At 46.4% G+C, this 22,483-nt stretch carries 24 protein-coding genes; 9 read left to right on the top strand and 15 right to left on the bottom strand.

Annotated elements, in window-relative coordinates; translation table 11 throughout:
• Positions 1–150: 150 nt before the first annotated feature.
• From ABWW54_RS14975 to ABWW54_RS14945, 7 genes are all read left to right on the top strand, one after another.
• Entirely contained in the window at positions 151–906 is a 756-nt protein-coding gene (locus ABWW54_RS14975; protein WP_353413369.1) for a DUF3348 family protein, read from the top strand.
• A complete protein-coding gene (locus tag ABWW54_RS14970) occupies positions 903–2,795 on the top strand; it encodes a hypothetical protein (protein WP_353413367.1) in 1,893 nt (630 codons plus the stop codon). The genes ABWW54_RS14975 and ABWW54_RS14970 overlap by 4 nt, the downstream gene beginning before the upstream one ends.
• Positions 2,795–3,472 carry an OmpA family protein gene (locus ABWW54_RS14965; protein WP_353413365.1) on the top strand — a complete coding sequence of 226 codons (678 nt, stop codon included), beginning with the start codon at positions 2,795–2,797 and terminating at the stop codon, positions 3,470–3,472. Before ABWW54_RS14970 ends, ABWW54_RS14965 begins: the two co-directional genes overlap by 1 nt.
• Positions 3,469–4,224, top strand: coding sequence for a DUF2894 domain-containing protein (locus ABWW54_RS14960; RefSeq protein ID WP_353413363.1), 756 nt, complete (start codon positions 3,469–3,471; stop codon positions 4,222–4,224). Before ABWW54_RS14965 ends, ABWW54_RS14960 begins: the two co-directional genes overlap by 4 nt.
• Before the next feature lie 186 nt (positions 4,225–4,410).
• Positions 4,411–4,902 (top strand): YHS domain-containing (seleno)protein, encoded by a 492-nt coding sequence (locus ABWW54_RS14955; protein WP_353413361.1) that lies wholly within the window; start codon positions 4,411–4,413, stop codon positions 4,900–4,902.
• Between the two features lie 421 nt (positions 4,903–5,323).
• Positions 5,324–6,265 carry an AraC family transcriptional regulator gene (locus tag ABWW54_RS14950; RefSeq protein WP_353413359.1) on the top strand — a complete coding sequence of 314 codons (942 nt, stop codon included), beginning with the start codon at positions 5,324–5,326 and terminating at the stop codon, positions 6,263–6,265.
• Positions 6,249–6,842 (top strand): uracil-DNA glycosylase family protein, encoded by a 594-nt coding sequence (locus ABWW54_RS14945; RefSeq protein WP_353413357.1) that lies wholly within the window; start codon positions 6,249–6,251, stop codon positions 6,840–6,842. The genes ABWW54_RS14950 and ABWW54_RS14945 overlap by 17 nt, the downstream gene beginning before the upstream one ends.
• 86 nt (positions 6,843–6,928) lie before the next feature.
• Here the strand turns inward: ABWW54_RS14945 and ABWW54_RS14940 are convergent, their stop codons facing one another.
• The 4 genes from ABWW54_RS14940 to ABWW54_RS14925 all read right to left on the bottom strand — a co-directional run bounded on the left by ABWW54_RS14940 (position 6,929) and on the right by ABWW54_RS14925 (position 11,031).
• Entirely contained in the window at positions 6,929–7,210 is a 282-nt protein-coding gene (locus tag ABWW54_RS14940; RefSeq protein ID WP_353413355.1) for a hypothetical protein, read from the bottom strand.
• A 72-nt stretch (positions 7,211–7,282) separates the two neighbouring features.
• Positions 7,283–8,440 (bottom strand): mechanosensitive ion channel, encoded by a 1,158-nt coding sequence (locus ABWW54_RS14935; protein ID WP_353413353.1) that lies wholly within the window; start codon positions 8,438–8,440, stop codon positions 7,283–7,285.
• A 292-nt stretch (positions 8,441–8,732) separates the two neighbouring features.
• Positions 8,733–9,842 carry an aminotransferase class V-fold PLP-dependent enzyme gene (locus ABWW54_RS14930; protein WP_353413351.1) on the bottom strand — a complete coding sequence of 370 codons (1,110 nt, stop codon included), beginning with the start codon at positions 9,840–9,842 and terminating at the stop codon, positions 8,733–8,735.
• Complete coding sequence (locus ABWW54_RS14925) at positions 9,832–11,031, bottom strand: PrnB family protein (RefSeq protein WP_353413350.1); 1,200 nt, start codon at positions 11,029–11,031, stop codon at positions 9,832–9,834. Before ABWW54_RS14925 ends, ABWW54_RS14930 begins: the two co-directional genes overlap by 11 nt.
• Before the next feature lie 154 nt (positions 11,032–11,185).
• On the opposite strand from ABWW54_RS14925, the gene ABWW54_RS14920 reads away from it, so the two are divergent.
• Together ABWW54_RS14920 and ABWW54_RS14915 are read left to right on the top strand one after the other, a co-directional pair.
• On the top strand, positions 11,186–11,644 hold the full coding sequence (locus tag ABWW54_RS14920; RefSeq protein WP_353413349.1) for an Lrp/AsnC family transcriptional regulator: 459 nt from the start codon (positions 11,186–11,188) through the stop codon (positions 11,642–11,644).
• 163 nt (positions 11,645–11,807) lie between these two features.
• Positions 11,808–12,998, top strand: a complete 1,191-nt coding sequence (locus tag ABWW54_RS14915) for a helix-turn-helix transcriptional regulator (RefSeq protein WP_353413347.1) — start codon at positions 11,808–11,810, stop codon at positions 12,996–12,998.
• A 41-nt stretch (positions 12,999–13,039) separates the two neighbouring features.
• Here the strand turns inward: ABWW54_RS14915 and ptsP are convergent, their stop codons facing one another.
• The 11 genes from ptsP to ABWW54_RS14860 form a co-directional block, all read right to left on the bottom strand.
• Positions 13,040–14,785 carry a phosphoenolpyruvate--protein phosphotransferase gene (ptsP, locus tag ABWW54_RS14910; RefSeq protein ID WP_353413345.1) on the bottom strand — a complete coding sequence of 582 codons (1,746 nt, stop codon included), beginning with the start codon at positions 14,783–14,785 and terminating at the stop codon, positions 13,040–13,042.
• 4 nt (positions 14,786–14,789) lie between these two features.
• Positions 14,790–15,059, bottom strand: a complete 270-nt coding sequence (locus ABWW54_RS14905; protein ID WP_353413343.1) for an HPr family phosphocarrier protein — start codon at positions 15,057–15,059, stop codon at positions 14,790–14,792.
• Between the two features lie 5 nt (positions 15,060–15,064).
• Positions 15,065–15,931 carry an RNase adapter RapZ gene (rapZ, locus tag ABWW54_RS14900; RefSeq protein ID WP_353413342.1) on the bottom strand — a complete coding sequence of 289 codons (867 nt, stop codon included), beginning with the start codon at positions 15,929–15,931 and terminating at the stop codon, positions 15,065–15,067.
• 10 nt (positions 15,932–15,941) lie between these two features.
• The gene (locus ABWW54_RS14895; RefSeq protein WP_353413340.1) at positions 15,942–16,415 is read right to left on the bottom strand and encodes a PTS sugar transporter subunit IIA; all 474 of its coding nucleotides are present in this window, start codon (positions 16,413–16,415) and stop codon (positions 15,942–15,944) included.
• 96 nt (positions 16,416–16,511) lie between these two features.
• Complete coding sequence (gene hpf / locus ABWW54_RS14890) at positions 16,512–16,853, bottom strand: ribosome hibernation-promoting factor, HPF/YfiA family (RefSeq protein WP_353413338.1); 342 nt, start codon at positions 16,851–16,853, stop codon at positions 16,512–16,514.
• A gap of 137 nt (positions 16,854–16,990) precedes the next feature.
• Positions 16,991–18,478 (bottom strand): RNA polymerase factor sigma-54, encoded by a 1,488-nt coding sequence (locus ABWW54_RS14885; RefSeq protein ID WP_353413337.1) that lies wholly within the window; start codon positions 18,476–18,478, stop codon positions 16,991–16,993.
• 283 nt (positions 18,479–18,761) lie between these two features.
• Positions 18,762–19,487 (bottom strand): LPS export ABC transporter ATP-binding protein, encoded by a 726-nt coding sequence (gene lptB / locus ABWW54_RS14880; protein WP_353413335.1) that lies wholly within the window; start codon positions 19,485–19,487, stop codon positions 18,762–18,764.
• Positions 19,488–19,492: 5 nt separating this feature from the next.
• On the bottom strand, positions 19,493–20,308 hold the full coding sequence (gene lptA / locus ABWW54_RS14875; protein WP_353413333.1) for a lipopolysaccharide transport periplasmic protein LptA: 816 nt from the start codon (positions 20,306–20,308) through the stop codon (positions 19,493–19,495).
• Between the two features lie 112 nt (positions 20,309–20,420).
• Positions 20,421–20,876: an LPS export ABC transporter periplasmic protein LptC gene (gene lptC / locus ABWW54_RS14870; RefSeq protein WP_353413331.1), complete on the bottom strand. Its 456-nt coding sequence runs from the start codon at positions 20,874–20,876 to the stop codon at positions 20,421–20,423.
• 38 nt (positions 20,877–20,914) lie between these two features.
• Entirely contained in the window at positions 20,915–21,472 is a 558-nt protein-coding gene (locus tag ABWW54_RS14865; protein WP_353413329.1) for a KdsC family phosphatase, read from the bottom strand.
• A complete protein-coding gene (locus ABWW54_RS14860) occupies positions 21,469–22,446 on the bottom strand; it encodes a KpsF/GutQ family sugar-phosphate isomerase (RefSeq protein WP_353413327.1) in 978 nt (325 codons plus the stop codon). Before ABWW54_RS14860 ends, ABWW54_RS14865 begins: the two co-directional genes overlap by 4 nt.
• Positions 22,447–22,483 lie beyond the last annotated feature (37 nt).

Below are 22,483 nucleotides of genomic sequence, written 5' to 3'. Positions count from 1 at the left end.
TTGAGTGTAGGGGGGTAAATACCTGCGTTGAATTCTTGTATAATCCCGCGTCATTCTTATTTTACGCGTTCAAGTATGTCTAGTTTGGCCTCAGGTCACTGTCTGACTGCGATTTAGCTTACGGGCTAACTATCGGTCTTGCCCTTCTTTATGATTCCATTACATTCATCGACACTGCCTGAGCGATCTCGCTATGTGGGGCTGCTAAGCGAGTTATCTGAAGCTAAGCTGAATTCAGCAGAGTTCAATTTAGCCGATCGCCTAGGTAGCCTCTTGGGTTTTTCCGGTTCGATAACACTGGCCGGCGCATTGCGAAACTTAGCAAAGGGTGCGGTCGGGTCTTCAGTTGATAACGTCAAAACGTTACAAGCCGATGTGCTGGATATACGCGAGAAGTGTTTGAAGAGTATTGCGTATAGTTTTGATGGAAAAGTGATCGAAGGCCAATTGACGGTCCCGAGCAATGTGATTGGGACTCGCGAAGAAGTACTTAAAACCTATGAGCCCTATCGTCGATTCTACATTGCGCATCAGGTCGAAATGTCGGCCAATATTGATAACCTTAGGGTGCGCGTTCGAGCTGGATTGGCCGGTTTTTCGCCGTCGCTAGCTCAGTTGGCTGAGCTTGACAGCCTATTCGAACAGAGCTTTGAAGTGGAATCACGGAACTTGTTCAGCACCACCACCAAACTGCTTGAACACCGATTTAAACGGTTGTTGGCTGGCCATGAAGGCAAGGCAAATGACTATGACGATATTTCTAAAAACTGGGTCATGAAGGGGCAATGGCTCGATCTTTTTTATCAAGAAATGCGAGAACTGTTGCTCGCTGAATTTGACGTGCGCCTTCAGCCTGTGTTGGGCCTGCTGGAAGCACTTAACGAACAAGTAGACATCTCATTATGACTAGGTATTTGTTTTTAGGCGCTTTCGCGCTGGGATTGTTGGCGATTCTTTGGATTGGCCGTCTTTTTATGGGCACTGATTTGTTGGGGTTTGGCGTAACACTTCTGATCGGAGGCGTGTTTGTTATTGGCAGCTGGGAGCTTGCTGTTTATCGACGGTCAACGGGCTCACTATTGAACGCCTTACAAAATCTGCAAGAACCAGTGGATGACCTAGCCACTTGGTTGTCGACCATAGAGCTTAGTTTGCAAAATGCAGTGCGTATTCGCGTGGAGGGCCAACGAAACCCGTTGCCGGGCCCGGTTGCAACCCCATACTTGGTGGGGCTCTTGGTGATGCTGGGCTTACTGGGCACTTTTATTGGTATGGTTGACACGTTAAAGGGCGCGGTGGTGGCGTTGGAAGGTACGAGTGAGCTTGAAGCAATACGTGCGGGTTTAGCCGCGCCGATTGAAGGATTGGGGTTAGCTTTCGGTACCTCGGTTGCCGGTGTGGCGGCGTCGGCTATGTTGGGCCTGTTGTCCACCATTAGTCGCAGAGAGCGTTTGCAAGCCAGTCAACACTTAGATACTAAGCTTGTGAGTGAGTTGGCGCAGTTCTCAAGCATCCACCATCAAAAGCTTGCGTTTCAGGCGATTCAAGACCAAGCCCAAGCCTTGCCTTTGGTAGCGCAACAATTGACTGATCTTGCCGGAAGTCTGGGGGCGATGGGAGATCGGATAGGAGATCGTCTTTTTGAAAACCAAGAGCGCTTCCAAGCTTCGGTGTTGGAAACGCATAGAGAATTGAGCTCATTAGTCGGAAACTCCTTAAAGGAAAGCCTAAAGCAGAACGCAGAGCTTTTATCCTCAAATATTCAACCTTTGGCCGAAACAACGTTATCTCATATGAGTGATGTTGCTCTATCCACACAAGCAAAACTTGAAATGATCGGCGAGAGTCAGCTCTCTGCGCTGACCGATTCAGCTCAACACAACAGCTCCATCTTGCGTCAAGCTCTGGACGCTAATATTGTGGCACAGAGTGAGGCCACGCAGATGCTGACTGATGCCGTTAAGTCCTCGGTGGATACCTCGGTCGTGGAATTCAGGGAGCGTAGCCAGGGCTTGATTAGTAGTTTTGAGAAAACCAGTGACAATTGGGCTAAGCAACAGTCAGATAGTGCTCTTCAATTAGGCGTGACTATTCGTGAGGAGCTGGCCGAGTTAAGGGCTGATGAAGGCCGGCGTAATGACATCGCTATTGATCGCCTGAGTGAGCTGCAAGAGGTGGTCACCAAGCACTTAATCTCGTTGGGAGCCGGGCTAGAAGAGCCGTTGGGTCGATTGATTGAAACCGCTTCTCAAACGCCAAAAGCGGCCGCTGACGTCATTGAAAAGCTGCGTGGTGAAATGACGAAGAATTTGGCTCGCGACAATGAATTATTAACCGAAAGGGCCACGTTGATGCAGCAACTAGGGGCGCTTTCTGACACCTTAGAAGCCAGTGCAACGGGACAACGTGAAGCGGTTGATACCCTGATAGATCGTTCAATGACGACGTTAGATAAGGTCGGCAACAAGTTTGGTGAAAAAGTGGAGAGTGAAACCTCAAGGCTGGCCGATGTAGCGCACCATTTTGCTGTTAGTAGCAATGAGATATCAGGGTTAGGTGATGCCTTTAATGCGGCGGTGGAATTGTTCAGTGAGTCTAACAGTCAACTGATTGAAAACCTTACTCGGATTGAACTGTCGCTTGAAAAATCCAGTAGCCGAAGTGATGAGCAGTTAGGGTACTACGTAGCGCAAGCGCGGGAAATCATTGATCACAATCTATTATCTCAAAAGGAAATAATAGACGCTTTGCGAGCCCAGCGACGAGTCCAGACCGTGGTTAAAGAGGCAGGCTAATGCATGACTTAGACGACGGTTCTTCGCACGCACCTCCCATTTGGGCAATCTTTGGCGACCTCATGTCTGGTTTGGTCGGGGTTTTTGTGCTGTTGTTAATTTGGGCACTTGGCTTCCAACTGGAACTGGCTCAGTCCCTTAAAGTTGAAACCGCAAAGCGACAAGCCGAAGAGCAGCGCAGAATGGCATTGGAAGAGGCGTTGGCAGACCCTCTTCAGAACGGCCGCGTAACGCTTGAAAATGGGCGCATCGCCATAAGCGGCAGCGTACTTTTCGCGGTTAACTCCGATCAGTTGCAAGCTGAAGGCTTGGCATTGCTGGGTAGTTTGGTTGATCCCTTACAGGTATTTTTAGGAGATAGAGAGCAAATGCTAATGGTGAGTGGATTCACTGATGATCGCCCAATACGTGGCAGTAATCGCGCGTTTTCGGATAATTGGGAGCTCTCAGCGCAACGGGCATTAACCGTGACTCGAGCATTGATCGACGAGGGTATGCCGGCTGATATGGTGTTTGCGGCGGCCTTTGGTGCGCAGAGCCCCGTAGCAGATAATGCCGATGAAATGGGGCGTTCCAGAAACAGGCGTGTGGAGATGGCGCCAGTACCAAAAAACAAAACGGGCGCCAACGAACCTGTGTTGACCGACGGGGATCTTAAGACGTCGATTAGGCAATGAACATATCCGTATTAGATGAAGCTATGACCGACTTGCTCTCGCAGTCAGCCGACAACTTTGCCCCCATTCGGTTTGCCGCGATCTCACGTTTGCGTAGGCGATTGGAATCGGATTCAAGTGCGTCTCAATCGGTGGAGTTTGAAACACTAAAATGCAAGATCGAGGCGTATAGAGAAGACTTAAGCACTTGCCGAAAGTCAGCTCAAAAGATCCTCTCAGAGATAGCCGACGACTTTCCAGATCATCAGGAGTCAGCAAAAATATTGTTTGATGAGTGTAAATTCAATCAGCTTTCGCTGATGGGCTTACGCCTGGAGGAGCGTCGAAAAGGATTGAGACACGTTCACGCGCTTGCGCAACTGAAAAACCAAATGAATGCGCGTTTGGAAAAAAGTGAGAGCACGCATAAAAGCCTTACGTTTGACGAACTTCTTGATGAGCAAGAGCTAAAAATTAGGAAAGATTCAGGATTTGATTTGCCGACGAAAACAGACGGAAGTGGAGAGCAACTAGAATTACAATCAATGAAGTATTTTCGTGAATCTATGAAGTACTTCAATGTTGATCAAATTATCGACAAAGCGATCAATGATAGCCCGGAAAATCCTGGTCCTCATAACCCTAAGATGTTGGCGATAAAATCGTTGATTCAGATGCGAGATCTTTCGCCACAATATCTTCGTCGTTTTACTGGATACATCGAAACCATATTATGGTTGGAAAAGAACTCTTCAAAGTTAAGCAACGGTTAGCGTCGCTTTATCGAGAGCTCTAGAAAAAGCGTTCTTTAATTCAAATTTATGCGTATCGTCCCAAGTTTCGTGCACTAGATCCGGTCTCACTGTCAGGCTATTGTCATAACATCCCAAGAAAACCAAAATGGAGTTGTGTTTGTCACTTGGGCAAACATATAACTAAATACATTCTAGGGTATCAATATGACATTGTTTCAACAAAATTTAGCCTCACTTTGCACTGCGATTAGTTTGGCGAGTTCTCCTGCTTTAGTTGGAGCTGCCGATGAATACAATGCGTCAACTGGATTAACGGCCGCTGGAAAGCCTTTGGGTTTACATGGTGTGGATCCCGTGGCGTTCAATATCATTGGCAATCGCGCGCTAGGGCGTGCCGAATTTACCGAAGTCCACGACGGGGTGGCCTATTATTTCTCTTCAAAGGCTAACGCGAAGTTATTTAAGAAAAACCCTGAGGCGTTTATTCCTCAATACGGCGGCTTTTGCACGTACGGTACCTCGGTTGGTAAAAAGTTCGATGGAGATCCTAAATTTTCGGCAGTTATAGATAACAAGCTTTACGTTTTTCTCAACGAAGATATTTTTAATGCATTTCAGAAAGACGTGGCCGGAACCATACAAAAAGCGGAGAAAAACTGGTCTAAAATCAAACACACGGCTGTGTCTGAGCTCTAGTAATCGATTGTTTACATTCTATCGGAATCAAGCGAATCTTGGTTTAAATTAGAGAGCCAGTGTTTCGTCAATAAGTATTCAGTCGCCGCTTGGCGATAGGCCTCTGGGTGGCATGTCAACTACGCTGTGTGCATGCTACCCACTGTTGGAGACGCCAATACCTTGTTAAACTTTAAGCGCTATGCTCATGCGTTTGAAACTGTTTTACATGGTTAATGTTAGAGTAGGTATTACGTGTTCTGTCGTGCTGAGCACGTTGATTTAGCGGTGATTTATACTGGATATTGTTTGTGCAATTTTTCTTATTGGTCGATTTGCTGGTTTAAGTGTTGTCTAGCTAGGGTTGTCTTCGTTTTGTCAACGAGCGTGAGCTCGCGATAGGAAAAAGGCTCATTAACTGACAGTTTGGATTGAGGGCTGGATGGATATATTGGATGATATTTTAGATACGATTGACCTCAAAGGTAGTTTGTATTTTCGTACTGAATTTTCAGCGCCGTGGGCGGTTACTGTGCCAAAGCACAGTCAAGCCGCCAGGTTCCATTTTGTGATTCAAGGTCAAAGTTTTATTTGCGTCGATTCACACCATAAGGTTGAGTTAAATGCGGGCGATTTAATCCTGATTCCCTATGGGAGTTCCCACGTGATTGCGGACAGCCCTAAAGAAAAAGCGCCCGCATTAGAAACCGTGTTGACGGATAGCGGCTATCGAGGTGAGGGTGTGCTGGTGCTCGGAAATGGGCGTCAGGATCACAGCACCCAGATGGTGTGCGGACACTTTAACTTTCGCTCGAAAGCTGAACATCCGTTGATAAACGCACTCCCAAGTTACGTGGTGGTGCGGTCCGGTATGCGAGCTCAAAATCCGTTGTTAGATAATGCTTTACGGATGATCAGTCGGATTACGTATGAATCATCGATTGGATCTAATGCCGCCATCAAGCGATTATCTGAGGTGGTGTTCATTGAGCTGTTGCGCCTAGGGATTGACGAAAACGGGCCGAAAAAATCGCTTATTCATGCATTAAATGACCGGAGTGTAGGGCGTGCGTTGAGCTTAATCCATTCTAGCCCTGAGTATCCCTGGTCTCTCGATGCATTGGCCAGTGAGGTGGCGATGTCCAGAAGCCGTTTTGCCGAGCGGTTTAAAGGGTTGGTTGGTAAGTCGCCAATGCTGTATTTGTCAGAATGGCGTTTGCAAAAGGCGCTGGCATTAGTGGGCGATACTCAGTGTTCGATTCAACAAGTAGCCAACCTAGCGGGTTATCGGTCTCCGTCCTCGTTCACTCGAGCGTTTCAAGGTAGGTTTGGTATGCCACCGAAAAAATACAGAGAGGAAGTCCGTAATGAGCGATCTAGCTAACTTAAGCACACAAGCATTGCTTCAGCGCGTGAGAAAATGTGATATTTGTGCTGATCAATTGGACCATGGTGTTCGCCCGGTTCTGCAGGTAGGAAAGAACGCAAGAATTTTGATTGCTGGTCAAGCACCAGGGTCTAAGGTCCATCGTACCGGAATTCCATTTGATGACCCGAGTGGAGAGCGATTAAGGGATTGGCTTGGGGTGACTAAGGAGGTGTTTTATGACCCTCAACAGATCGCGATTTTGCCTATGGGGTTTTGTTATCCTGGAAAAGGCAGATCGGGCGATTTAGCTCCGAGAGCGGAGTGCGCGGATCAATGGCGAACTGACGTGTTAGCGCGGATGCCTAACATTCAATTGACGCTAATCATTGGGCAATATGCGATGAAATGGCATTTGCCGACCTTGAAGAATCAAACCCTAACATCCATCGTCGAAGGTTGGCGAGACCATTGGCCAGAAAATATGCCGCTCCCACATCCAAGCCCTCGAAACAATCGTTGGCTTAGTCGAAACCCTTGGTTTGATAAAGAGGTGCTTCCGGCGCTAAAAACCCGAGTTAAAGAATTACTCTGAGTTTTAAGTCAGACGAAGGAGGGGGGGGTAACAGCACCGTGTTGAATAACCGCAGGCTACTCAACACGGCTTCAGGTCTTAAACTATTATTTTCCTAAGGCGTTCCTAATGACGCCAACGATTGCGATCAGAACACCGCCGCCCACGCCACCAGAGGCAATACTACTTAATATTCCACCAATGCTTGCTGCGCTGCCAGCATCCACTGCGCCGCCGGTTAATGAAGACAGGATGCTGCCGCCAACGCCGCCCCCTAGAATTCCTAAAATCGAGTTGAGTAACGTGCCTTGGTCAAACTTGCTTAGTACCTTGCCTGCAACGTTTCCGCCTAAAGCTCCACTAGCCAATGAAATAATGAGTTCAATCATATTTTTTCCCCTATTGAGATAAATTTAAATGCAAGCGCGCCCGATTTTGCGCACGCGCTCGAGAGTTTCAGTCTATTTTTTTGTGATCTTTGACGCCCAGTTGTCGGCCACCGACTTAGCGGCATCACGACCACCAAGGCCAAAAGCTAGGGCCGTGGCGACGGCAACAGCGCCAATGGTAAATCCGAACGCCATATTGACTATGTTATCGGCGAGGCCCATGGATCTTAGTCCCATGGCAAGTACCAATCCTAAAATCGCAACTCTGGCAATGTTTGCAATTCCAGCGCTCCCTGATTCAGTGAGCTTTTGGTGGGCAAGATTACTGAGGAAGTTGCCGATAACCAAAATCACGCCACCGACCAAGATTCCGCCACCAAATTCGAGTACTTTGGCGAAGATGTTGGAGATAACTTCGATGCCAAGTGTGTTGATGGCCGCGGTTGTCGCAGTCAACATTGAAAAGAACATGACCGATGACCCTACCAGTTTATTGGCGGTAAATGTGTCAGAGAACAGGCTGTCTATACCCATCTTCGATGGCAGTTCGTTAACCCCCATTCCGTCGAGTAAACCGGTGAGCATGTAGACAACGAATTTGGCAACGAAATAGGTGACCAGTAGGATGATTCCTGCACCAACAATGTTCGGTACCGCTGCCATTAATTCGTTGATCATGCCACTGGCAGGTACCGTGATTGACGGGATATTAAGAACACCGAGCGCCGCTACGATAATGGGCAATAGTATGCCGCCGAAGATAAATGCGCTGCCGAACCCTGAAACCTTCAGATCTTCGTTGCCTGACTTCAAGGCAAGTTGCTCATCGACTCGAGAAAGACCAACGCCAACAAGTTCAGAAACAATCTTGGCGATGACCCAACCGGCATAGGCGACGACTGACGCACCGATGATACGAGGTACCGCGGCTAAGAATTGATCAACCATATTCTTTAACGGCGATAACACGTCCGTCAGGCCAAAATGTTGAAGTACGGCCATGAGTACAAAGATGGTCAGTATCGCTCTTGCTAACGACACTATTGGTCCTAGCAAGTTGTGTTCTTTGAAAAACGCAACGCTAGTCAATAGTTTTTCGAATACTCCTGTAATCAATTTGACCACAAAGAGTCCGATAAGCAGAATTGCAACGCCTATCAAGGCGTGCCCAAGTGTGCTGGAGGCCACGGGGCCTAGCGCATCTTGGATCGTCTGTAACATTTGATTCATAGTGTTCTCACGTGTTGGTGAAGTGGTACACGCAGTATAGGGAGGAGGCGAGGAGGAAATTGTTAAACACTGTGGCCGAATTGATACGCGATGTTAAATGCTAGACTCGCTGACTCATATCAATGCAAACTTGTGTGTCTTTTATTTTGAATACTCACATGGGTGACATTCTGAGATCTGCTTACCTCCAATCCATGGAGGCGCTTAAGCGGCATCAGATGCGGCTATCAGTATGGGCGCTAGGGCAATGCGCTCGCCTGAATTGTGGGGAGCGCTTTGGAAAGAAAATTGGCTAAACGCAATTCAGCAAGCGTTCAATATCGGCCGATGTGGTATAGATATGCGGCGATACTCGGACACCATATTCACGGCAATCATGCAGAATTTTCCGATTAGATAGGCGCTCTTGAAACGCGTTGCTGTCGGGCAGTGATAATACGACGGTGCCACCTTTCTTGCTAAGGTCTAGTGGGCTGGCGATGAAGCGTGCAGGAACATTATCCATTATTGTTTGGCAGAGCTGCCTATTGTGATCGATGATGTGGTCGAGGCCTAACTTTAATAGTAGATTTAGGCTGGTGGTTGCGCAGATATACGGAGCAATTGATGGCGTGCCACCCCAGAACCGCGATGCATCGTCAGCGTAGATAAAGCTGTTTATATCGAATTCGAATGGATTGAGATGAGAAAACCAGCCAACATCTGACGGTTCTAATCGCTCTAAAGTGGATTGATTGACCCATAAGAATCCAGCGCCAGGGCCACCGCATAACCATTTGATTGATGAGCCAAGTAAAACATCGATTTTCAATGACGTTAAATCGATGTTTGAAATCCCGATCGATTGAGCCGCGTCGACCACACTGATAATGTCTTTTTCACGGCAGAGCGATCCTATTTCCGAGATGGGGTTTAGGCGATTAGAGCTGTATTGGGCGTGTGTTATCAATGCCATGATTGTGTCGCCTCTCAAGTGTTCAGACCACACTTCAGGGCTTTGTAAGTCTTGATCTTTGCTTATAATTCGTAGCGTATACCCCATTTTTTCAGCTTGCTTTAAAACGAAACCGGTAGAAGGGAAGTCGGTTTCGCTCGCGACGATCACTGACTTTCCCGGTTTTTTCGGGAGGGAAGATACAATTTTCGATAATCCACTTGAGACATTAGTTTGTGGACAAAGTAAATGCGCTGACGTATTCAGGAGTTTAGCAAGCGCGGCTTTAAACGCGTCGATAGTCTCCAACCATTGTGGCCAAATATCTTCTGACCCGGTTTGCCAAGGATGTAAATATTGGTTCTGCAGTTCGGATGATGTTTGTTTTGGCTGCAACCCAATTGAGTGGGTTAAAAAGTAGTGACTATCCGCTGGCTTGTGGAAGAGAGTGGAAATATTACCGTGCATAGTTCCGCTCCTCAATACTCCGTTGCAGGGTCATGAGGTCATCATGACGTGTATTCAAGCCATCCACGTTGGCGGCAGACCGGAGATCGCAAAGCTTTTTTAGACCTTTAAGCATGATCGGCAGAGGAGGGCCGCTTGCTGTGAGGTCTTGCTGGTCTGTGAGAGAGGCTTTTTCCGCCGGTTTTTCAATGAATTTTTCAATAAGCATGGTGTGGTGCTGAATGGCTGTATCTCCGTGTGCTTTACAAACCTTTAGGAACTCCGATAGGTTGCGTTGATACCAATCGGTATCACTTTTTCCTTCATTTAGGCTCACTAGAAACTCATCTAAGAGGCTCGTTCGGCGCATGCAATCACGAAGAACCAGTTGATCCTCAGGTCGCATAAAAAGGAATTTATCCACTAAAAGTTGAGAGTAGTAAGCGTCATCTGCCCTGCAAAGGCCAAGCAGCAAGTCGATCACGTTAATTCCAGAAAAATCGCCTGCGTTTGCGCCCCTGTATTCGCGTAAACCAACATAGTGAGGCTTGTAATATGGCCTAATGTTGAAGAAAAACCGATCAGTGTCTAATTGATCGAACAAAGCTTGATTGTTTTTGACAACGTCATCCAGAGCTCTTTTAGCAACAACCAGTAAGTCGTGCGTTATGGGGTGCGATACGCCCAAGGGAAGAATATTAAGCAGCGCCTCGGAGGCTCGGATAAACGCCAAGACCCCGCGAGTATTGTATTCAATAAAAAGTGATTCATCGGCTAAATGAGTAAACGACTTACTAATACCGTTGATCGCCTGATTATGCGTCTCCAAATGCGCCGAGGCGAAACGTGGCACCACGCCAAGCGACGCGCCTAATTGAAGAGAGAGCGCGGCGGCTTTCTTTAAAGCGGCATCAATGTCAGGTAAATTAAGTTCAGACACCTCGTGGCGTCGACAAGCCGCCATGAAAAAGCCCACATTTCCTAGGAGATTAAACCCATTGTCGAATCCTTCGTCGGTGTTACCCTCGTTTAATAAGTCGCTGACTAACTTCGTCCCGTCGCGGACAAGCTGCCTCTTGAGTTCGTGGCCAATGCCAACAACCGCGTTTGGGTTGGGTTGTTGGTTATAAAGCGCTTCGAGATCCGTATTTAGATCTCTGAACCCGTTTCGGATCCAGTGGTCTAAGTTTTCAGCTTTGACTGTGCTCATTGCGTTATCTTTAAGGGATTTAGTGTTATTGACGAAATTAACTGTAACAGAGCTTTGGGAGTGTAATTGGCCAAATTAGTCATGTTCAGAATCTAAATTGATATATTCTGCTAATATAGGTTTCAATTTTGATATTTAAATTAAGTTTATGGTAATGGATAAAGTAGATCGAGCAATTTTGAGCGAGCTTCAAGGTAATGCTCGAATCACCAACGCTGAATTGGCGGAAAAGGTCAGTTTATCGCCAACCCCCTGTTTGCGGCGTGTACGACGTCTTGAAGACCAAGGTATGATTCGCGGATACTTAACACGCTTGGATCTTGATCAAGTCGGGCTGGCTATTTCAGCTTTGGTGTTCGTCCAGCTAACTCTTAATAGTACGGCTAACGCAGAGTTGTTTGAAAAATCAATTCGGGGTATCGAGCGTATTCAAGGGTGTTTCGTCATGGCTGGAAGGTTTGATTATGTTTTGCGCGTGGTAGCCCGCGACCTGCGTGACTATGAAAAGTTGATTAAAGGTGAACTGGCCGACATACCTAACGTGAAGACGATAGAGTCAACCATCATATTAAGCGAAGTAGAAATAGATCATAGGTTGCCCATACCGTCATGACATAGACCTAAAACCATTGGTGCAAACCGATAGGATTGGACGAATGACTGGCCGTCAGCGGTGTATTATTTTTGATCAATATTTGGGATTTAAAGTGCTTGCAGATGATCTACTCAGGCGTTGGTTTGCACTTGAATCATGTTGTTACTTCTGACGGTATTTAATGATGCTCGAATTTCAATTGTCACTGTTTGCGCTAAACGTGGGTTTATGTTGTTTTACGGCCATTGCGCTGGTGCCCCATAAGAACCAAAATTCCTATCCATTCATCGTGTGTTTTTTATCTTTGCTGGCCTGTTTGTTTGCCTGCGAATGGTTGATGACCAATCCGTTTGCTCCCGCCAGATCGTTTTGGTTGCTATTGCTGATGATGATGTCGTTGTGTGTGGCGCCAAGTGCATTGGTGCTCGCCAAATCCATTGGATTGAAAGGAGCGGAGATAAATGTCCGAGGCCACGTGCTGTTGGTATTGATCGGATGGGTTTTACTGATTCCGTTAGCTGTCACGGTTGATGAGAGTCTTAGATTAGCCTTCGCCAGTGGTACGTTGTCAGAGAGCTTCACGTTAATTGTGCATACAAGCATGTTATTGTCGGTCGGCGTTTTTCTGCTGCAGACATGGTGGGTGTACTCTACTTGTAAACGCTTTTTGCAGGAAAGGATGTCGCAGAATAGAGTGCTCTTATCGACGTCTTCAGACCGAGGGGTCGAGCTGCTGCGGCTATTATTGGTGGCTGTTTTGGTTTGTGCGGCCATTTCGTTGATAAGAGTCGTTTATTGCGCTTTGTTTGATGAATTCGGATTCGTGAATATGATGATTTCGCTTTTTCAAAGTGCGTGGGTAGTTTGGTTTTGTTTGCTGATTGTTTGGCATATCAATTCTCAACGAATGGGCTTGGAACATTTCAGAGAAGCTGTGTTTGGTAATGATGAGGCAGGTGGTGCGCAAAAAGCGAAGTATGGCCATTCCCCCATTTCGAGAGCTCGATATAAAGAAATAGTGGAAAAGCTTAATCGCGCGGTAGATCAGGACAAGATTTATCAACGGGCAAGTTTGAGTTTGCGCGAACTCTGTGAATACGTTGACGTAGGACCACACGCGCTGTCTCAGGTAATCAATGAGAGCGAGTACGGCAACTTTTATGACATGATCAACCGTCGTCGCGTCCAGTTAGCTTCTGAGTTATTGATGGCAAAGCCGGAGACAACCGTGTTGGACATTGCCTTTGAATGCGGCTTTAGCTCAAAATCATCGTTTAATAGTGCCTTTAAAAAATACATGGACGTAACGCCCAGTGCCTTTAGAAACGCCCCTAAAGCAGGTGGTAAAACGCTGACTGTAAGTGCTTTATGAGTTAACTAAGCGCCAAGGTTGCCTAGGGTCAAACAGCGAACCTAGTTAACCCGCATTGCCCCGTTTAGTACCGCGAGCCGTTCTTTGGCTTCGATGGGCGAATTTGCTGAAATGACTTTTTTGGCCAGTCCTTTTAGGTCATCGGTATTAACGCCCATGATTTGTTCTTTTACATCCAAAACATAGTTTGCGTCCATACTGAAGTTGCGTAAGCCCAGCGCCAGTAGTAATCGCGTGTATTTCACATTACCGGCCATTTCTCCGCATAACGAAACAGGTATTTGTGCTCGGTTCCCAGCCTTTATTACAAGCCTGATCAGTTGCAATACAGCGGGGTGTATTGGGTCGTACAAGTAATTTACGGCATCGTCCACGCGATCTATCGCCAGAGTGTACTGAATCAGATCGTTGGTGCCGATAGATAAAAAATCCAATTTTTTAGCCAAAATATCAGACATGATTGCGGCGGCTGGCACCTCAATCATTCCTCCGACTTTCACACGGCTGTCGTAGTCAATATTCTCTGAGCGAAGTTCTGCTTTAGTCTGCTTAATTAGACTGAGCACCTGATCAACTTCATCAATATTACTGATCATGGGAATCATAATTGACACTTTCCCAAACGCGGATGCCCTAAGAATTGCCCGCAATTGAGGTTTGAAAACTTCAACGTGGTTAAGGCAAAGCCGCACTGCCCTGAGCCCGAGTGGCGACTCGCTTGATTTCTTATTGGGGTAGTTAAAATCAAGCCGTTTGTCACCCCCGATATCCAAGGTGCGGATTATTACGGGTCGTTCGACGGCCGTAACGATTCGTTTGTATGCTCTGAACTGTTCTTGTTCAGTGGGAGCTTTGCTGCGGTTCATGAACAAGTATTCTGTTCGGTACAGCCCTATGCCTGCGGCGTTGGATTTTTTAACCGCCGGAAGCTCTTTAGATGTTTCCACATTAGCCATCAATTGAATGCGTTTACCATCGACGGTTTTACTGGTTTTTTTGGTTAATGTTGAAAGCTGTTTTTCGCGCAGTCGGATTTTGCTTAAACGTTGTTTGTATTCTTTTAAAACGCCTTCACTTGGGTTGATGAGTATGGTTCCTCTCAATCCATCAACCACCAGCAGGTCATCATCACTGATGTACTTCGTTGCGCCATGAAGCCCTACTACGGCCGGCATTTTAAGGCTCCGTGCAACGATCGCTGTATGTGATATTTGCGATCCTAGGTCGGTAACAAACGAAACAATTTTTCTCTCTTTGACAAACATCGTTTCAGCGGGAGTCAGGTCCTTGCTGATGACAATTTTACCCTTTAGGTCTTCATCATTGAACTCATCTAAGCTGTGCGAAACAATGCCCATCAAGCTTCGTAAAAGGCGGTTAGTGACGTGCTCAACGTCGGTCTTTTTTGCTCTCAAATAGGGGTCTTGCATCTGTTCGAAAACTTTGACCAGATTCCCTGATTGCTGCATAAGGGCGTGTTCGGCGTTGATGAACTCGGACTTGATGATTTTAATGGACTCGTCGATGAGCAATGGATCGCTTAACATCATCATGTGAGCATCGATAAATGCCGCACTTTCTTTAGGTGCCGAACTCGGTAAACTCTTGAGTAGACTTTTGTACTTGGATTTGGTGTCTAAAACGGCATTTCTGAGTCTGGTAGCTTCTTTAGTGATGTCCTTTTTATCAATCTGATAGTGAGGTGTTTGAATGTCGCTTTGACGCAATACATAGGCCTTGCCAATTGCAATTCCACGCCCAATTCCAGACCCAAAAACACTCAGCATCTAATCATTCCTCTTCGTCGAAATAGTTATTTATTAGATCTGACACGGCCTTCAACGCGGCCGTTTCATCAGCGCCATCAGTTCGGACCGTCATGTTACTGCCTATCGATGCAGCCAGCATCATGACTTGCATGATACTTTTGGCGTCGGCGGTTTGCCCTGCGAAGTCGATTTCGACGCGGCTTTCAAACTTACTGGCCGTATTTACCAATTTTGCGGACGCGCGCGCGTGCAAACCGAGCTTATTTATAATAGAAAGGTGTTCTTCAATCATGTTTCTTAGACGCTCATCTCGCGGTGTCGAGCCAGGGTGTGTATGGCTTCGTTGTTGGCAAAATGTTGCTTGAGTTTTTGAGTTAGGTATACCGATCTATGCTGGCCGCCAGTACAACCAATCCCAACGGTAATGTAATTTCTATTGTCTTGAATGAAGTGGGGAAGCCAAGTTTCCACAAAATTCTTTATGTCAAGATACATGTCAGTACACAACGGTTGGGTGTCCAAAAAGTCAGCGACTGGTCTATCCAATCCAGTTAATGCCTTAAGTTCCGGTTGCCAATGAGGGTTAGGCAGGCAGCGCACATCAAAAATGAAATCGGCATCGGTGGGGCCGCCGTACTTAAAGCCAAATGATTGAAACAGCAATGTTAAACCACGTTCGCTAATAACCGCTGTTTCATCTTTGATTAGCTTGCGCAGTTCATGTGGGGTGGTCGAGGCTGTGTCGATACGGCAATCTGCTGAACGTTGAAGGTACTTTAATAAGTCTCGTTCTTTATGAATGGCTTCGCTGAGTGATGTATTTTCGTCACTCAATGGGTGTTTGCGCCGAGTTTCACTGTATCGCTTTAGCAGTGTGTCGTCGTCTGCATCAAGAAAAATAATCCTTGTTTCGATATTGAACGCTTTCAAACTATTAAAGCTGTCTTCTAAGTCACCAATGATATCCTGGTTGCGTGAATCAATGCTGAATGCACAGTTATGGTCTTTGGTGTTATTGCCCAACACCCGTGCGGCCATCTCTGGGACCAGTGAGGCGGGTAAGTTATCGATGCAGTAAAAGCCCAAGTCTTCTAACACTTGTAGGGCAATAGTCTTCCCAGAGCCAGAGGTACCACTGATGATAAAGAACTTTGGTGTGCTCATGATGAGAAGGTCAGGTTGTGGTCCAGTGGTTAATAAGGTTGAGAACTTCGTCGCTTGTTTTTGCTGATGCTAACGTTTTTTTGTGACTATCATTTGACATAAGTTTGGCTATGTCTGCCAGCAGATTTAAGTGGTTTTGCGTCGCTTCAGTGGGTACGAGTAAACCAAATGCAATGTCAACAGGCTGTTTATCCAAGCTATCATAGTCGACTGCGTTTTCCATGGTCATGATTGCCACTACGGCCTCATCAGTGAAATCACAGCGCGAATGAGGGATGGCCACGCCATTTCCAACACCAGTATTGCCGATCTTTTCTCGTTCTAGGAGAAGGTGATAAACGTCTTTTTCTTTAGCTTCTTCATCAAGGCCTGTCATCAATAAGTGTGACATGGCTTGGAGTAGACGTTTGCTACTACTGACCTCGCTTTGAACTTGGATTCGTTCTCTATCGAGGCTGGCGAATAAAAAATTGGTTGAATTCATTTGATTAAAAAATCCACCGCTACGTGAGTAGCGGTGGACTGATTTAGTGTGGTTACTTGAACGGGAATTTCTCAGTGCAAACTTAGAAAGCGCTGATTATTCCGGAATATCTGACTCAAAGTTCTGATCTTTCAATGCCCCACCGGCTCGGTGGTGATTGGTGATCTTTTCTTTGTGTTTTCTCACTTGTGAGTCGAGTTTATCAGCTAAGGTATCAATTGTGGCATACATATTTTCAGAGTCCGCGTGCGCGTGCATGGTGATTCCTTTCGCATTAACCGTGGCCTCAGCCTTATGATGAATTTTTTCAACATGCAGGACCACATCGATACTGTTTACGTGATCAAAGTGGCGTTCAATACGCTGCATCTTTTCACCAATATAGTGTTTCATTGAGTCAGTTAGATCGATTTGATGTCCTGAGATGGTTAACTGCATAGTTGTCTCCTGTAAATGACGCGTGGAAGTCGGTTTGCGTCGTTAACTTTAGCGCATTGTTAGGGCGCCGTGCGTCTAATACGGCTTGCGTGCGGAATGGTTTCATCGTGTGGTAAGGGTGATTTTCAATGAGACCATTAACCCACCAACGATTTTCGTTGGCTAGAAGGTGCTATCTGCATGCTTTCGCGGTATTTAGCCACGGTGCGTCTGGCAACAATGTGCCCTTGTTTCTCCAGTTCCTTAGCAATTTTATTGTCACTTAATGGTTTTGCTTTTGATTCAGCTTCCACCATTGTTCGTATCAGTGACCTAATGGCTGTTGAACTAGAGGTGGCGCCGTCGGTATTGCTGACGGCGCTCGAAAAAAAGTATTTGAGTTCGAAAACCCCCTTAGGTGAATGCAGGTATTTACCAGAGGTGGCTCGCGATATTGTCGATTCATGCATTTCCAGTGCATTGGCTATATCGTGAAGGACCATAGGTTGCATTCCCGTCTCGCCCTCTTCAAAAAACCGTTGCTGGCGTTTTACTATTTCTTGTGAAACAAGAATTAATGTGTCGTACCGACTCATTAGTCCTTTGATAAAGTTTTTCGCTTCATTTAGATTGTGTTGAATATAGTCGTTGCCTTCTTTATCCAGTTTGGACGACGAGTGCAGTAGCTCAGCGTAAGTGTCATTAACTCTAAGCTTCGAGTGATTTTCAGAGTTTAGTTGTGCTAACCAAGTGTCTCCGATCTTCTTAACGACCACGTCTGGGATTACGTAATTCTCATTGTCGGATGAAAACTGTGGTGCAATCACGGGGTTTAGTGACGTAATTAAGGCGAGGGACTGCGACAGTTCATCACCTGAGACCCCTAGAGACTTTTTTAACTTCGCAAGGTTGTGGCTACCAACCAGATCCAAATGATGGCTTACTATTTGCTTTGCCAATTCAAGGGCTGCGGCGTCGGCGTTAAGGCTGTTCAGTAATATTAATAGTCGTTCTTGGAGGTTTCTTGCCCCGACGCCGAGTGGGTCAAGTGTCTTAATTAGACTTAAAACGGCGTTTACCTCATCCGCTTCAATTTCCATTCCAGCAGGAAGTAATCTGGCGATATCCTCGGTTTCCGCGGTTACATAGCCGTCGTCATTTAGGCAATGTAAAATTGTTGTTGCAATCAGCTGATCCTTATCAGAAAGAGAGGTCATTTTAACCTGCCATTCAACGTGTTCGAACAGCGATTCTTGTTTGACCGCAAATTGAGTGAATTCGCTGTCGTTGGCGCCACTGTGGTTGACTACCTGTGAGGCCCGTTGAGGTTCAAAGGATTCATCCCAATTTGCCGACAAGTCCTGTTCTGGGGCGAGATTATCTGTCCGCTCCATTTCGTAGCCAGGATCGGATGACTCGGCTATTGGCTGCGGAATGCCATTGTCTTGCGCAAGGCTGACCGTTTGTATTTGCTCATTTTCAATGGTTTCGGATTCAACACGTTCTAATAAGGGGTTATTGTCCAGTGCAATTTGAATCTCATTCTCTAAGTCCAGCGATGGGAGTTGTAGCAGCTTCAGCGATTGCTTCAACTGCGGCGTAAGAGTGAGCTGCTGAGACAGCTTTAGATGCAAGGACTGCTTCATATCACCATCGAAAATAGGGCATTATGCGCGCTATTTGGCTGAGATTTGACGTCTGTGATGTGAGTACTGATTTGACTAACTCCATAATAAGAAGTTGGGTATGGAATAGAAAAAAACAAGCCGCAAACCATCACAATCATGGGATCATTCTATGCTTATCGAGATTTCTTTACCATCAAATTTTGGTAATCATGCAAATCTCAGTAGTTTGTGCTTGTGTAGGGCGTTTTTCTTTAGTCTCTTAATGGTGTTGTCGTGTACGAGTGTCAAAACTTCTCAATACTTAAATCTTAAACTTCGATCCTAGGTAAACATCTCGGACACCTTGATGACTTAATATTTGTTTGGCAGTGCCCTCAGTCAAGACCTTGCCTTCGGTCAAGATGTAAGAATGGTCACAAATATCTAAGGTTTCGCGCACATTGTGGTCTGTAATGATTATGCCAATGCCTGAGTTTCGTAAATAGTCGATAATTTGCTGAATGTCTCCTACCGAAATAGGGTCGATACCTGCGAATGGTTCGTCGAGCAAAATGAAATACGGTTTAAGTGCGATGCATCGTGCGATTTCCGCTCGACGCCGTTCACCGCCAGACAATGATATGCCCAGCGTGTCTCGCTTGTGACCAATGTTAAACTCCTCCAGCAACTGTTCGACTCGCAAACCGCGTTGCTGAGGCGATAGGCTCTTGTCAGTTTCAAGCACCGCCATGAGGTTTTCAGCAACCGTGAGTTTTCGAAAAATTGATGGCTCTTGAGGTAAATAACCGATGCCCAACTTTGCGCGAGAGTGCATAGGTAAGTGGCTGATATCCTGGCCGTTAAGCGAAATACGCCCACTGTCGCTACGGACTAAGCCCACCACCATATAGAAACTGGTCGTTTTACCTGCTCCATTTGGGCCAAGTAATCCAACGACTTGGCCGCTTTCAACGGAAATGTTGATCTTCTTTACTACCTCTAAGCCGCGATAGCTCTTACAGAGATCTTTGGTCTCAAGAATACTCATTCGTGTTATTTGCTATCGTCTTCGTTAGTGGTTTCTTCAGCATCGTCGTCTTTGTTCTTTTTCTTGCTATCGACTTCAGGTTTAGGCTTTGGTTTCGGCTGTATGATTAATCGTGAGCGCCCAACAGGTACGGGTGGAGCGGTGTCTTCAACCGTGGCTTCCACTGCGTCTTCTGCGTCAGTCATGCCTTTCTTTGACTGAGTTGATTTCTTAGATTTCTTCTTTTTGGTTTTCTTGGTGCTAGGCAGCGGGTCATCTTTGAATGGGTCTTCAAGTTTACGCTGCGGTCGTGCTTTACCAGATTTTCCACCGGTTCCAATACTTGAAGGCTTATTGTCCGAGCCCTGAACTTTAAGTGTGTCATTGGCCATGTTATATAAGATGGACTCGCCGTTTACGCTGGTACCACCCTGCGTCAGGTTTGCTCTTGTTGTAAGTAGCAAAGTGTTTGCCAGAGAGTTGACGTATATTTTTCTAGCCCTGCCTTCAACATCGTCTGGCTTACCATCTGGGCGCTGTTTGAAACGAGCTGGTTTACCCCAGGCGGTGGCATTTTGCAGTTCCCCGTCTTTGTAGTTTGCTACTACCTTGTCGGCTTTGATGCGCAACGTGCCTTGTATGACAATCACATTGCCAGTAAAGGTGCGTTTTCCTGTTTTGAAGTCAAATAGGGTGTCTTCGGCTTCAATATCGGCAGGTTGGTCGCGGTCAGATTTAAGTGCCAAAGCCGAACTCGATATCAGCAAGGCCATCACTGATGCCATTAACCCTAGAAAACGGTTAGGTCGAGACGAAAATAATCGATTTTTAAGTGATTTCATGATTTTTATTGTATTTCGTATTGAGGCTTAGGTGGCTTTTGAGCTGACCCATGTTCAGCAACAAAATATACCACAGTAGCTGAGCGTAGGCTGAACGAGGCGTCACTTATGGCTAAAGAATGTCACCTTTTTTTGACTTGTCTAACAGTATTCGCATTCGGTTAGACTTGAGCGTGACACCCGGGCCGCGTTCGTCAGCTTCGGCTGTTACAACGACATTTCCTGTCATTAGTATTTCGTCCCCTGTGGAATTCATCCAGCCCGAGTCGGCTTTGGTGTGTCTGGGGGCTAAGCCCTCTTCGTACTCGATGACATGAGGGTTATCAAACACAGCCGTGTCATCATCAGGAAAATGAACCATGCGGTCGGCCTTCAGCACATATCGACGTTGTCCGTTTTTATCGAGGCCTGTCGCTATAAAATTAAGTACGTAATAGTCTGGGTCGTGACGTTCGGATATGTTTTCTTCAACCACGTCCTCTTCGAGCATGGTGCTTTGCAAATAGATGCCAAACAAACCTATTAGGCCCAAAACAGCGATGTATAGAATTGTTTCGAGTTGCTTCATTGCGTCTTATTAGTTTCGTTTGCTAAATGCTGTGCCACTTATTGGCCTAACTGGTTAGAACCTAATGGGTAGTTATTTTGGCTGTATAAAAGAACATCGCAGATAGCTCTTACTGCGCCGTTCCCGCCGAGTAACGGGGCCACCCAATCGGCTAGGTGCTTAACAATAAAATGACCGTTCTCCACGGAAAATTTCAAGCCACAGGCTTGCATCACGGCTAGATCAATTACATCGTCGCCCGTAAAAGCGCAGTGCTCAGGCTTCAGACCCAGTGTTGTTCGTAATTGTTCAAAAACGCTTAACTTGTCATTCACTCCAAGGTGGCAATGTTTAATGCCTAAATCACTGAGCCTTGTTTGCAATGCCTTAGATTTTCGAGCGGAGATTACCCCTACATCTATCCCAGCCATTTGTAACATTTTTAGGCCGTGACCATCTAGGGCATGGAAAACTTTTAATTGTTCTCCCTTTTTACTGTAGTGTAGCTTGCCATCGGTTAAGACACCATCAACGTCAAAAAGCGCCAGCTTTATTTGGGCGGCTTTTTTGAACGCTTGGTCTGGCACATCGTAGGGAAGTGGAGGGAGTTGGTTCATAAAACACCTGCCTTCAAGAGGTCCTGCATATTCAGAGCACCAACCACGCCAGCGTCGTCGGTAACAATCAATGCGCCAATGCGCTTTGCTTTCATGATCGTAACAAGTTCGGCAGCCAGTATATCTGCTTTAGCGGTGACAGGGGCCTTGGTCATGATTTCGGTAATTGGAATGTCTACACTGACGCGGTCAGCAAGTGTGCGGCGTAAATCTCCGTCGGTATAGATACCGCTCAATTTGCCTTCGCTGTCGATGATGCCGGTCATACCAAGGCCTTTTGTGGTCATTTCAACCAAAGCATCGGATAACGTCGCTGATTCTGTTACCAGCGGGATACTGTCGCCCTTGTGCATAATGTCCTCGACGTACAGAAGTAAGCGGCGGCCAAGGGATCCTCCAGGATGTGATCGCGCGAAGTCTTTTTCATCAAAGTCACGTGCGTTTAACACCGCAATCGCTAACGCGTCACCAATTGCCAGTGTGGCCGTGGTGCTGGCTGTCGGCGCTAAGTTCATTGGGCAAGCTTCTTGAGTTACGGGTATGTTGATATAGACCGACGACAGTCTTGCCAGTGTTGATTCAGGAGCGCTAGCAAGGCCTATTAATGGAACGCCCATACGTTTAATAATTGGTAGAATGGACAACACTTCCGCTGTTTCACCTGAGTTGGAGATTGCCAATACTAAATCTTTCGGTGTAATCATGCCTAAATCGCCATGACTTGCTTCACCTGGGTGCACAAAAAAGGCTGGTGTGCCGGTGCTGGCCAGGGTGGCGGCTATTTTGTTCGCTATGTGCCCTGATTTCCCCATTCCTGTAACCACGATTCTACCGTCGCAATCTAAAATCTTTTCACAGGCATCGATAAATGATTGATCGACGTGTTTGATTTGCGAGCTGATAGCATCCGCTTCTACTTGGAGAACTTTGTGGGCCGAAGCGATAAAATCGTTCATTTTCTCAGTTTTCGTCATAATTTTAGTAAACCAAACAGATGAAGTAAGTGGTACG

It is taken from the genome of Arenicella sp. 4NH20-0111, from assembly GCF_040366405.1.
In the GTDB taxonomy this organism is placed as follows: Bacteria; Pseudomonadota; Gammaproteobacteria; order Arenicellales; family Arenicellaceae; genus Arenicella.
This window is presented reverse-complemented; position numbering and strand designations above follow the sequence as displayed.

Excerpts from the sequence above, each read along its gene's own strand:
- ABWW54_RS14975 (WP_353413369.1), top strand. The coding sequence starts at position 151 with ATGATTCCATTACATTCATCGACACTGCCTGAGCGATCTCGCTATGTG.
- ABWW54_RS14970 (WP_353413367.1), top strand. The coding sequence starts at position 903 with ATGACTAGGTATTTGTTTTTAGGCGCTTTCGCGCTGGGATTGTTGGCG.
- ABWW54_RS14965 (WP_353413365.1), top strand. The coding sequence starts at position 2,795 with ATGCATGACTTAGACGACGGTTCTTCGCACGCACCTCCCATTTGGGCA.
- ABWW54_RS14960 (WP_353413363.1), top strand. The coding sequence starts at position 3,469 with ATGAACATATCCGTATTAGATGAAGCTATGACCGACTTGCTCTCGCAG.
- ABWW54_RS14955 (WP_353413361.1), top strand. The coding sequence starts at position 4,411 with ATGACATTGTTTCAACAAAATTTAGCCTCACTTTGCACTGCGATTAGT.
- ABWW54_RS14950 (WP_353413359.1), top strand. The coding sequence starts at position 5,324 with ATGGATATATTGGATGATATTTTAGATACGATTGACCTCAAAGGTAGT.
- ABWW54_RS14945 (WP_353413357.1), top strand. The coding sequence starts at position 6,249 with ATGAGCGATCTAGCTAACTTAAGCACACAAGCATTGCTTCAGCGCGTG.
- ABWW54_RS14940 (WP_353413355.1), bottom strand. The coding sequence starts at position 7,210 with ATGATTGAACTCATTATTTCATTGGCTAGTGGAGCTTTAGGCGGAAAC.
- ABWW54_RS14935 (WP_353413353.1), bottom strand. The coding sequence starts at position 8,440 with ATGAATCAAATGTTACAGACGATCCAAGATGCGCTAGGCCCCGTGGCC.
- ABWW54_RS14930 (WP_353413351.1), bottom strand. The coding sequence starts at position 9,842 with ATGCACGGTAATATTTCCACTCTCTTCCACAAGCCAGCGGATAGTCAC.
- ABWW54_RS14925 (WP_353413350.1), bottom strand. The coding sequence starts at position 11,031 with ATGAGCACAGTCAAAGCTGAAAACTTAGACCACTGGATCCGAAACGGG.
- ABWW54_RS14920 (WP_353413349.1), top strand. The coding sequence starts at position 11,186 with ATGGATAAAGTAGATCGAGCAATTTTGAGCGAGCTTCAAGGTAATGCT.
- ABWW54_RS14915 (WP_353413347.1), top strand. The coding sequence starts at position 11,808 with ATGATGCTCGAATTTCAATTGTCACTGTTTGCGCTAAACGTGGGTTTA.
- ptsP (WP_353413345.1), bottom strand. The coding sequence starts at position 14,785 with ATGCTGAGTGTTTTTGGGTCTGGAATTGGGCGTGGAATTGCAATTGGC.
- ABWW54_RS14905 (WP_353413343.1), bottom strand. The coding sequence starts at position 15,059 with ATGATTGAAGAACACCTTTCTATTATAAATAAGCTCGGTTTGCACGCG.
- rapZ (WP_353413342.1), bottom strand. The coding sequence starts at position 15,931 with ATGAGCACACCAAAGTTCTTTATCATCAGTGGTACCTCTGGCTCTGGG.
- ABWW54_RS14895 (WP_353413340.1), bottom strand. The coding sequence starts at position 16,415 with ATGAATTCAACCAATTTTTTATTCGCCAGCCTCGATAGAGAACGAATC.
- hpf (WP_353413338.1), bottom strand. The coding sequence starts at position 16,853 with ATGCAGTTAACCATCTCAGGACATCAAATCGATCTAACTGACTCAATG.
- ABWW54_RS14885 (WP_353413337.1), bottom strand. The coding sequence starts at position 18,478 with ATGAAGCAGTCCTTGCATCTAAAGCTGTCTCAGCAGCTCACTCTTACG.
- lptB (WP_353413335.1), bottom strand. The coding sequence starts at position 19,487 with ATGAGTATTCTTGAGACCAAAGATCTCTGTAAGAGCTATCGCGGCTTA.
- lptA (WP_353413333.1), bottom strand. The coding sequence starts at position 20,308 with ATGAAATCACTTAAAAATCGATTATTTTCGTCTCGACCTAACCGTTTT.
- lptC (WP_353413331.1), bottom strand. The coding sequence starts at position 20,876 with ATGAAGCAACTCGAAACAATTCTATACATCGCTGTTTTGGGCCTAATA.
- ABWW54_RS14865 (WP_353413329.1), bottom strand. The coding sequence starts at position 21,472 with ATGAACCAACTCCCTCCACTTCCCTACGATGTGCCAGACCAAGCGTTC.
- ABWW54_RS14860 (WP_353413327.1), bottom strand. The coding sequence starts at position 22,446 with ATGACGAAAACTGAGAAAATGAACGATTTTATCGCTTCGGCCCACAAA.